This is a genomic window from Cupriavidus sp. CuC1, from assembly GCF_044627735.1.
GTDB classification, from domain to species: Bacteria; Pseudomonadota; Gammaproteobacteria; order Burkholderiales; family Burkholderiaceae; genus Cupriavidus; species Cupriavidus ulmosensis.
The window spans coordinates 1-8702 of the sequence record NZ_JBIUHC010000258.1 but is presented as its reverse complement, the minus strand read 5'-3'; the positions used below and the strand labels follow the sequence as shown (position 1 = coordinate 8702).

Below are 8702 nucleotides of genomic sequence, written 5' to 3'. Positions count from 1 at the left end.
GAGGCTTCCATCGCTTTCCTCGTAACTCACTTGAAGATAAGCAAATAATGCCTTATTTTTTAACACAGTAGTACTAGTCCGCTGCCGATGACGTGGAACACCCCTTGAAGAAGTCCGCCGGCTCGACGCACGCGCACGCTCCCGTGTGCTCAGGCAGGCGCCTACCGCCACGGGGGAGGCGAGTATGCCGGTACCGCTTAGCACTGTGACGCAGACCGGCCATGACGCCCAGCCGGGTCGTGTTGCCGAACATATTGCCGTTGTTGCTGAAGTTTGGCCAGCTGTTCAGCGGGATCCAGGCGCCGCTCAGGTGCGTGTAGTCCACTGCCACGTAGACGTCGGTACGCTTGCTGAAGTTATAGTCCAGCATGGCCGCGGTGGTCAGGCGTTTGCCGCTTTGGCCGGCGTGCTTGAGCCAGTCGTACTGGAAGGTGCCGATCAGGCCGAGCGCTTCGGTGAGATTGACGCGGGTGTCGATTACCTTCAGACGGCTGCCTTGGCTACTTTCGCGTCGCCAATGGTTTCTTCGCGCAGCCGGTCATATTCACGCTTGTCCAAGGGGACTGCGCCGCGCTCGCCCAGGTCGCTCATGCGGATGCGATGGGTCTCCCAGGCACTCCGGGCGGCAACCGCTGCGATGATCGTCGCAGCGAGGGCGATCGACCCGACCGTCATCGGGATATTGGTCGAGCCTGGGGGCGCCACCGCGGCGAAGAGTGCCGGCAGCATGGCAGTGATGGAAATGCCGTGCCGGAAGTCATAGCTTGTGCGATCAAAGGCTTTCTGCGGGTGTGTCTTGTCGACGGTTACATGGATGGCATGGTCGCACCGAGCCCGGCCGCAAGTAGAATTACCAGCACCAGCAGAATAGCCTCGGCGCATAGGCTACGGACGAACGGCTTTCGTGCGGACGGATCGCCCCGCATCAGGCGCGGCAACGCAATCCAACGGTTCCATGCGCCCAGGGCAGCGGCCAGTCCGACGACACTCAGTTTGACTGCCAGTCGCTGCTCGTAGGCGCCGAACGAGGTTTGCTGCTCGCCCAGTATTCGCCATACGTTCAATAGGCCGCTCACGACAACCACGGTCAGGGCGAGCGCAGCGACCTGCGACAGCCGTTGCAGGAAGGCGGTGTGCCATAACGTATCGCCGTCGGACCGCCTCAGCAGGATGGCCTGCGAAACCATGACGCACCCCGTCCAGGCGCAGCCAGCGGCGATGTGGACAGCGTGCACGAGTACCGCCAAACTGAAGGTGCCAGCCTCGGCCGCATGGCCAGTGCCAGCCCGTGCGCCCAAGAATATCAGCAGGCTGGCAGCTAGAGCACCCCGCAGCCAGCTCCGCGCCGGTCCCACTGAGGCTCGTGAACTCACAATGCCGGCCACGATCAATGCGCCGGCCCCGAGCAACCACATTGCGCCGTTATGCGTATGCCGCAGCACGAGCCAGACCGACGGGAGGAGTTCACCGGCCGGCGCTTCCGTCAGGGCCAGCGCGGAAGCCGGCAGGTAAGCCAGGAAGGCGCACGCCAAAATCGTCAGGCAGCCGCGCATCCAACTCCGCGCGGCGCAGGGAGGTAAGGCCGGTGACAGTAACCAGACGCCGAGTGTGCCGGCAAGCGCCAACGACACGCCTCCGCCCAACCACCAACTCAAGGCGACCGCGAGGTCTCCCATTACTCCACCGTGAAGCGATAGCTGCCCTTGGCACGATGTCCATCCGTGGAGACCACGTTCCAATCGACCGTGTAATTGCCGGGAGTCAGCTTGCCGAGCTGCACGCGCAGCGTCCTTGGTGCAGTCGCGTCGACGGCCGCCTTGTTCGCCGTGACCTGCTTTCCGGCGCCATCTGTCACTTCGATCTTACTGAGGGCGGCTTCCAACGGCTCGGAGAAATCGAGCCGCACCTCCTGCGGTGCGGCCTGCGTCGAGTCGGCAGCGGGCGTCTGCTGCTGGAGATGCGCGTGCGACCATGCGGCAGCGGCATACAGCGCGGCGATGGCGGCCGCGGTGATACGGATGGGGCGGAGAACGCGTTGACTTGACATTGGATGCCTCGGAGTAAAAATATTCTGCGTTTTGATTCTATTTCAAGAACTACCGGTTGCGCTCCCGCCGTATGTGCGAAAGCATACCTACTTCACTGCTCTATCCAGACGTGAAGCGATGGCCCCCTTTGGGCAGACGACTGTCACTTCGGTGTTGGGAGTGGCTCTCAAGAAAGTCGCTGGCCACAACGGGCGGAGCAGCAGTTTAGCCTTCTTCAAAGGGGACACTCCTGATTGCCCCCAACAGCGAGTTGCCAACCGGCGGCTTTGATCCGATTGGAGTGGGCGTCCGAGGTCTGCCTGCCGATCGGCCGGTAAGCGGCGACGAGCGGTCATCCGAGCCTAGGGCAACGAGGGTCTCTCCCTTGGCCACTTCGGACGTCCATGGATTAAAGAATCACGCGTGACCAGTGTGACCAGTTGGCATTTGCGCCGCTCCATTGGACGCCATCGCCGACAAGGCGGTGAGGCCCAAGGCGTGATCTCAATGCGCCTGCCGGTCTCTTACTCCTGCGCATACATATAACCGTCGCCGGGCGCGATTTATTCCTGCGCCATGGGTTTGCGCAGCTACGCCAAACGGGCAAGAAAGCGGTGACACGCCAATCTCCTGGGATGGGCTGGTCCGCACTGAAGGCGGGAGGCAAGGGCGCACAAGCTGGTCGATTGTCACGAGCCTTGGCGGAACAAAATCGCGCGAATAACTTCCGCCCTGCAGCAGTAGTACAGGTGCCGGCACGCAGCGGCGCGCATGACCAAGGCGGCAGCGCTGCAGGCAGCGCATCGCAGCCCTGGCCGACGCCGTTTCACGCGGGTATCTCGCTCGCTGCGCAATCCAGTCGATTTTTGGGTTTGCCGCGCGTTGCAACCATTCAGGAGACCGTCATGCATTTCGCAAAGACTACGCTAGCTATCCTAGCTACCGGCACCGCGCTTATCGCCTTTTCTGCGGGCGGATGCGCGCAGTTTGATCCCGCTGCTGCGACCTCATGCACCACGCCACCATGTGACATCTACTTAGGCGCGTGATTCGGACTGCGACCTTGACTAACGGGGAGCGGGCAATGAACGCCGAGCACGGCTCAGCATGGGCGGCGCTCACCCTGGGCACTGCCCCCTTGCCGGGCGCCCACCTTGTCACACTGCGCTGCGGCTATTGCCATCACGGTATCTACGTAGGCGACAGCAAGGTCGTGCACTACGCCGGGTACTGCCGCGCGCTGCACCACGGGCCGGTGGAAGAAGTGGCCCTCGTCGAGTTTGCCGCTGGCCAGCAGGTCTGGATAGACGCCAGCGTGGCCCCGAAATACCCGGGCCATGAAGTCGTGCGGCGGGCACGCTCCAGGCTGGACGAGGACCGCTACCGGCTCCTTACCAACAATTGCGAGCACTTCTGCGCCTGGTGCCTGGCCGGTGAAAGCCGCAGCGAACAGGTGCAAGCGTGGTGGGCACACCCGCGTTCGGCGCTGCGCAGCGCGGTCTGGCTCGTCAAGGCGTTTCACGGCAGCGCACCGGCGACCGGGAGTCCCGACGCCGGTGCGCCCTCAGCACTGCATCCTGGCCACATCTTCCCGCGGGCCGGGTGGCAGCCTTCTTTATGAAGTCGGAGGTCAAGCATGATTCCCATCTTTTCAACCAACTACGCGCTGACGCTTCGTACGCGCCTTGCGAATCCGCTGCTGGCGCTGGCCGCAGCGGCCCTGGCCGTTGGCTGTGCGGGCCCGGCGTGGCAATCGGTCGCGGCGGGTGCCAGCCAGGCCGAGCTTCAGGCCCGGCTGGGCACACCGCGTGAGATCTATCCATTGCCGGATGGCTCCCAGCGCTGGTTCTATCCCGCGGCAGGCGAAACCAAATGGTCAGCCGAGCTTGACCCCAGTGGGCACGTCGTCAGTATCAGGCAAATGCTGACCGGCGAGGAGTTCGGCCAGGCCAGGATCGGTCAGTGGACCATGCGCGATGTGCTGCTCCGCTTCGGAAAGCCCGGCGAGACCGTCTACTTTTCGCGCATGCGCCGCACGGTCTGGAGCTACCGGTTCGCGCAGGACGCCGCGTCGTATTCGACGATGCATTTCTACTTTGATCCACAGGGCGTGTTGCGCCTCACCCAGGTCATGCCGGATTTTTTGTTGGAGCCGTAGCCCCGCACCCGTGCTGCCCGACGCGCCGACGCCCCCGGTGCTGGCTTCTTGCGTGTCATGCCGGTATGCCGCCGGGCGCTGCGTTTCCATTCCGGGATGGGCCCCGCGAGCCGGTGTCGTCCCGGGAATAAATGGCAGCCCTGGTCAGTCATACGGAGGCAAGACACAGGAGAGTACCGTGGATGCAACCGACGAGTCCCGCCGCTTCTCTGAAGTGACGCTGCCGCATCTGGACGCTGCATACAACCTGGCGCGCTGGTTGAGCGGCAGCGCAAGCGACGCGGACGATATTGTGCAGGATGCCTACTTGCGCGCATTTCGCTTTTTCGACAGCTTTCGGGGCGATAACGCGCGCGCGTGGCTGCTTGCCATCGTCAGGAACACGTGGTTCACCGAATGGCGCAGGCGGCGCGATGCCGCCGACGGCACGCCCTATGACGAAACGCTGCACGGCGACGAGCGCCTGCCGGGATGGATCGACGATATCGGGAGCAATCCTGAGATGCTGGCGGTCCGGCAAGAAGACGTGCACCTGGTCCACCGCGCGCTCGAGCTGTTGCCGGTCGAGTATCGCGAGGTGCTGGTGTTGCGTGAGCTGGAGGACCTGAGCTATCGCGATATTGCCATCGTTGCGGGCATTCCGATCGGCACCGTGATGTCGCGGCTGGCTCGGGGCCGCCATCTGCTTAGCACCACGGTACGCGCTGCGCTGGCGCCGGCGCAACCATATCCACCGCCTCGCAGTTGCCCGCGCGCCTGCGCCGGGACATTCGATGGGAGCGAATCATGAACGATGACAAGACGGTGAGCTCGTTGCACAGCCTGCTGAGCGACGGATCGCTCTACCATCGCGCGCCGCCGCATCTGCGCGCACGCGTGTTAGCAGCGCTACCACGCCAATCTCGCCATCCGCCTTGGTTCTCATGGCGCAGCCTTGCCATTGATCATGCGCCGGCCTGGGCCGGCGGTGGCCTTGCGGGTGTCGCGGCCAGCGCGCTGGTGTTCGGCGCGCTTGCCTTGGTACAGCCCCCGCGAACCAGCATGGTGGGAGAAGAGATTCTGTCGAGTCACGTGCGATCGTTGTTGTCGCAGCATCCAGTCGACGTTGTGTCAACCGATCAGCACACTGTAAAGCCCTGGTTCAACGGCAGGCTCGACTATGCACCGCCGGTCGTCGACCTTGCGGCGCAGGGCTTTCCTCTTGCCGGTGGCCGGGTCGACTATGTAGGCCATCGCACTGTTGCGGTGTTGATCTATCACTACCAGCAGCACCCGATCGACCTCTATGTGTTCCCTGCGCAGGGCAGCATATCCGCGCCTGCAGCCTATGCGGCCGACGGCTACTCGATGGCTCGCTGGCACCAGAACGGCATGAACTTCTGGGCCATCACCGATGCGGAGCCGGAGCATCTGAACATGTTCGTGCAGGCGCTGCGGACAACGCAAGGCAGCTAGCGGGAATAAAGCGGGTGTTCGCGCAGGCTACAAGTGCATGATGAACCTGCTGCGAAGATATTCACGCTGGCATTGCCCAGATGTCCCTCGGCCAAAGCGGACACATGTGGATTCACGCGCTGCCTACGCTTCTTTTCCCAGTTGCTCCTTGCGAAATTCCTCCATCACCCGCCTGGCGGCAAACAGCGGCAGGTAGTCGTGAATCTTGGCGCCGGCCTGGAGTTCATGCCAGGCGGCCGAGTAAGCCCGTTCCACGTCCTCCACTGGAACTTTCAGGGCTTCGGCTATCCTGGCGATCATCGCGGACTGTGATTCGGTTTTCATATTGTCTGCCACCCGGCAGGAAGAGGCGGGCGCATGATGCGGCGCCTGTTGCCTGTTGCCTGTTGCCTGTTGCCTGAGGGCGAGAGCGCTTTGCCACGCGCTGGCCTGAGAATTTACAAGTATAGGAATGCAGCATCGCTACATCGCCATCGTGTTGCCATATTTGTCCTGCACAATGCGAGCTATGCCGACTCAGGTGGATAAGTTCTGGATGCCAATGCCCACGACTGCCGCAGGCCCGGATCGTCGTAGCGAGTCGGTTGACCGCTCCCTCGCTTTGTCGTCTCCCCGCGCGTCCAAGAATGCCGGGAACGCGGGGGTTGGGGTGTGCTTTGGTTGTTTGTTCGCGGGGTGCGGAGCCATCAGGTTGATGGCTCTTTTTGTTTCCGGTGCCACGGCACGGCTCACGGCGCGGCTATTGGCCATGCTGCTGGTGCTATGCATGGCGCCGAGCGCCTGGGGCGATGCGGACGTCGGCATTCTTTCGATGTTTGCCAAGGACGGGCTGTGGCGCAACGTGCAGGCGCGTTGCCTGGAACCCGGCGCGCCGCACCACCCCGATTGCGTGATGGTGGATCGTGCAAAAGGCTTGGTGCTTTACAAGGATGCCATCGGCCGCTCGCATTTTCTCATCATCCCGGATCACCGCGTGACGGGGGTGGAGGAGAGTGGCGTATGGCAAAACGATGGTGGGCCGAACCAGTGGGCATTCGGCTGGGACGCGAGGCAGTTCGTTGGGCAGGCTCGCGGGCGGCAGTTGCCCGATGCCATCCTGGGGCTGGCGATCAACTCAAAGGCGTCGCGTAGCCAGGAGCAGATGCATATCCATCTGGACTGCATCAGCCGGGATGCCAGGGACTTTGTCTCCGGCACGAGTGCGCGTATTGGGACCACCTGGACGGCGCTGCGGTTCATGGGCAAGCCGGTACAGGCCATTTTCGTGCCTTCGCCCGAGCCATCGATGTCTGTCAATCCATTCCTGCTCATCAAGCATCGTCTTGGCGAGGCGGCGTCAGTGGTGCCGGACCGGGGCGTGTTTGTGACCTATGTAGTGGACGCTGCGGGCGCGAGCGGCTTTGTCATTGTGGACCAGCCGGTCGATCGTGAGGCTGGCAGCAATGGCCACGCCAGCGACTTCCTGGATCGCCAGTGCAGACTGGCGCAAGAGGACGCGCCGGCGGCGCGTGAGTAACATCCGCTTAGCTGCCGCTAAACCGGGGTTGCGCTCGCGCAAACCGTTGCTAGAATGAACTTCCCCGTTCAGCATGCAGGAGTGCAGCCATGGCAACGTATCAGCGCGGCGATCTGTTCCTCGTCACTTCTGTTGAGGAATTGCCCTGGGGTCGATACAGAGGGTTTGTGACCATGACGGAGGGCACGCACACGGAGGCATCGTCACGCCACACTTGCCCCATGTGCAGGGACAATCCGCTCCAGGCCCACGAGGACGCCGACGCCGATGTCGAGTACGCCTACAGGCATTATCTCTCGGACCATATTGACTGGAGCGCGCACGCCAGCGATACGGAGCATTGAGTGGAAACCAGGAACCCGTCGCAGCATCGGGCTTCCCGCACTCACTTCAGGTTCTCTCCCCAGTAGGCTTCGATCTGCTTGACCAGCCCGGGTGGCAGTGCCACGTAGTGCTCTGCCGCGGCATCGGCCTGCCCGTTATTCAGGGCCCACCGGAAAAACGCGAGTGCGGCTTTGGCGCTTGCGGCATCCTTGGGGTCCTTCGGCATGATCACGAACACGGCGCCGGTGATCGGCCACGCCTGCGTTCCGGGCGCATCCGTGATGACCTGATAGAAGTCGGAGTGCTGGCTCCAGTTTGCTGACGCTACTGCTGCGCTGAAGCTCTCACGCGCCGGCTCGACAAACGCACCATCCCGGTTTCGCACGGCCGTATAGAGCAGCTTGCGTTGCAGCGCGTAGGTCAGTTCGACATAGCCGATCGCCCCTTTGACATTCTTGATGTAGGTAGCCACGCCCTCGTTACCGCTGGCGCCGACGCCTGCCGGCCATTTGACGGTGGTGCCCGCGCCCACGCTGCGGTTCCATTCGTCGCTGACCTTGGACAGGTAGTCGGCCCAGTTGAAGGTCGTGCCGGAGCTGTCGCTGCGATGCACGACCAGGATCTTTTGATTGGGGAAGTGGATGCCAGGGTTGATCGCGCTGATGGCGGGGTCATCCCAGTTGGCGATCTTGCCCAGGTAGATATCCGCCAGCAGCGTGCCGGTCAAGCGGATCTGACCCGCAGCCACGCCATCCAGATTGACAATGGGCACCACGCCCCCCACTACCAGCGGAAACTGGACCAGCCCCGCAGCGCGTAACTCGTCCGGCTTGAGCGGCATGTCGGAGGCGCCGAACGTGACATTGGCGGCCTTGATCTGCCGGATGCCGTTGCCCGAGCCGGTGGGCTGGTAGTTCACCTGCTGGCCGGTCTTGGTGTAGTAGGTGGCCGCCCATTTCACCAGCAGGGGGTAGACGAAGGTGGAGCCCGCCCCAGTGACATCGCCTGCGTGCGCGGACAGTGCATAGCCCGTGAGCAGGCAGGCGAGCGTGGCGCTGCGCTTCACGTTTTGCCAGAAGAGGGGCGGAGTCATTTTGCAACCTCCCAGGCATGTCAGTGGATAGCCCATGTACTGCACGTAATTTCGTTTCTAATTCAATAGTGAATTAATAATCCACGGCCACGCGACAATGGAATGGACACGTTGGCGGTCCAACTCCAG

Annotated in this window: 10 protein-coding genes and 2 pseudogenes; 6 read left to right on the top strand and 6 right to left on the bottom strand. The window is 62.8% G+C overall.

The features are described from left to right. Nucleotides 1–205 precede the first annotated feature (205 nt). From ACGLHR_RS49190 to copC, 4 genes and pseudogenes are all read right to left on the bottom strand, one after another. A pseudogene (locus tag ACGLHR_RS49190) lies at nucleotides 206–478 on the bottom strand (porin); the annotation flags it as partial. Between the two features lie 5 nt (nucleotides 479–483). Further along, nucleotides 484–747, bottom strand: a pseudogene (locus tag ACGLHR_RS49185) (MFS transporter); the annotation flags it as partial. A 59-nt stretch (nucleotides 748–806) separates the two neighbouring features. Then, the gene (locus ACGLHR_RS49180; RefSeq protein ID WP_400103081.1) at nucleotides 807–1553 is read right to left on the bottom strand and encodes a copper resistance D family protein; all 747 of its coding nucleotides are present in this window, start codon (nucleotides 1551–1553) and stop codon (nucleotides 807–809) included. A 122-nt stretch (nucleotides 1554–1675) separates the two neighbouring features. Next, on the bottom strand, nucleotides 1676–2047 hold the full coding sequence (gene copC, locus ACGLHR_RS49175; protein ID WP_400103079.1) for a copper homeostasis periplasmic binding protein CopC: 372 nt from the start codon (nucleotides 2045–2047) through the stop codon (nucleotides 1676–1678). 1064 nt (nucleotides 2048–3111) lie between these two features. Here copC and ACGLHR_RS49170 point away from each other — a divergent pair. The 4 genes from ACGLHR_RS49170 to ACGLHR_RS49155 all read left to right on the top strand — a co-directional run bounded on the left by ACGLHR_RS49170 (nucleotide 3112) and on the right by ACGLHR_RS49155 (nucleotide 5640). Beyond that, nucleotides 3112–3648: a lecithin retinol acyltransferase family protein gene (locus ACGLHR_RS49170; protein WP_400103077.1), complete on the top strand. Its 537-nt coding sequence runs from the start codon at nucleotides 3112–3114 to the stop codon at nucleotides 3646–3648. Nucleotides 3649–3663: 15 nt separating this feature from the next. Beyond that, entirely contained in the window at nucleotides 3664–4185 is a 522-nt protein-coding gene (locus ACGLHR_RS49165; protein WP_400103075.1) for a dethiobiotin synthetase, read from the top strand. Nucleotides 4186–4363: 178 nt separating this feature from the next. Continuing rightward, nucleotides 4364–4975 carry an RNA polymerase sigma factor gene (locus ACGLHR_RS49160; RefSeq protein ID WP_400103073.1) on the top strand — a complete coding sequence of 204 codons (612 nt, stop codon included), beginning with the start codon at nucleotides 4364–4366 and terminating at the stop codon, nucleotides 4973–4975. Beyond that, complete coding sequence (locus ACGLHR_RS49155; RefSeq protein ID WP_400103071.1) at nucleotides 4972–5640, top strand: anti-sigma factor family protein; 669 nt, start codon at nucleotides 4972–4974, stop codon at nucleotides 5638–5640. The genes ACGLHR_RS49160 and ACGLHR_RS49155 overlap by 4 nt, the downstream gene beginning before the upstream one ends. 123 nt (nucleotides 5641–5763) lie before the next feature. Here ACGLHR_RS49155 and ACGLHR_RS49150 read toward each other — a convergent pair whose 3' ends face one another. Further along, nucleotides 5764–5964 (bottom strand): DUF3562 domain-containing protein, encoded by a 201-nt coding sequence (locus ACGLHR_RS49150; protein ID WP_400103069.1) that lies wholly within the window; start codon nucleotides 5962–5964, stop codon nucleotides 5764–5766. Between the two features lie 370 nt (nucleotides 5965–6334). Here ACGLHR_RS49150 and ACGLHR_RS49145 point away from each other — a divergent pair, with 370 nt between their 5' ends. Together ACGLHR_RS49145 and ACGLHR_RS49140 are read left to right on the top strand one after the other, a co-directional pair. Further along, a complete protein-coding gene (locus ACGLHR_RS49145; protein ID WP_400103067.1) occupies nucleotides 6335–7156 on the top strand; it encodes a CDP-diacylglycerol diphosphatase in 822 nt (273 codons plus the stop codon). 89 nt (nucleotides 7157–7245) lie between these two features. Further along, nucleotides 7246–7500: a hypothetical protein gene (locus tag ACGLHR_RS49140; protein ID WP_400103066.1), complete on the top strand. Its 255-nt coding sequence runs from the start codon at nucleotides 7246–7248 to the stop codon at nucleotides 7498–7500. 41 nt (nucleotides 7501–7541) lie between these two features. Here ACGLHR_RS49140 and pstS read toward each other — a convergent pair whose 3' ends face one another. Further along, nucleotides 7542–8573 (bottom strand): phosphate ABC transporter substrate-binding protein PstS, encoded by a 1032-nt coding sequence (pstS, locus tag ACGLHR_RS49135; protein ID WP_400103064.1) that lies wholly within the window; start codon nucleotides 8571–8573, stop codon nucleotides 7542–7544. Between the last annotated feature and the right edge of the window lie 129 nt (nucleotides 8574–8702).

Bases quoted from the DNA above. Each gene is read 5' to 3' on its own strand.
- ACGLHR_RS49180 (WP_400103081.1), bottom strand. From the start codon at position 1,553: ATGCGCGGCTGCCTGACGATTTTGGCGTGCGCCTTCCTGGCTTACCTG.
- copC (WP_400103079.1), bottom strand. From the start codon at position 2,047: ATGTCAAGTCAACGCGTTCTCCGCCCCATCCGTATCACCGCGGCCGCC.
- ACGLHR_RS49170 (WP_400103077.1), top strand. From the start codon at position 3,112: ATGAACGCCGAGCACGGCTCAGCATGGGCGGCGCTCACCCTGGGCACT.
- ACGLHR_RS49165 (WP_400103075.1), top strand. From the start codon at position 3,664: ATGATTCCCATCTTTTCAACCAACTACGCGCTGACGCTTCGTACGCGC.
- ACGLHR_RS49155 (WP_400103071.1), top strand. From the start codon at position 4,972: ATGAACGATGACAAGACGGTGAGCTCGTTGCACAGCCTGCTGAGCGAC.
- ACGLHR_RS49150 (WP_400103069.1), bottom strand. From the start codon at position 5,964: ATGAAAACCGAATCACAGTCCGCGATGATCGCCAGGATAGCCGAAGCC.
- ACGLHR_RS49145 (WP_400103067.1), top strand. From the start codon at position 6,335: ATGGCTCTTTTTGTTTCCGGTGCCACGGCACGGCTCACGGCGCGGCTA.
- ACGLHR_RS49140 (WP_400103066.1), top strand. From the start codon at position 7,246: ATGGCAACGTATCAGCGCGGCGATCTGTTCCTCGTCACTTCTGTTGAG.
- pstS (WP_400103064.1), bottom strand. From the start codon at position 8,573: ATGACTCCGCCCCTCTTCTGGCAAAACGTGAAGCGCAGCGCCACGCTC.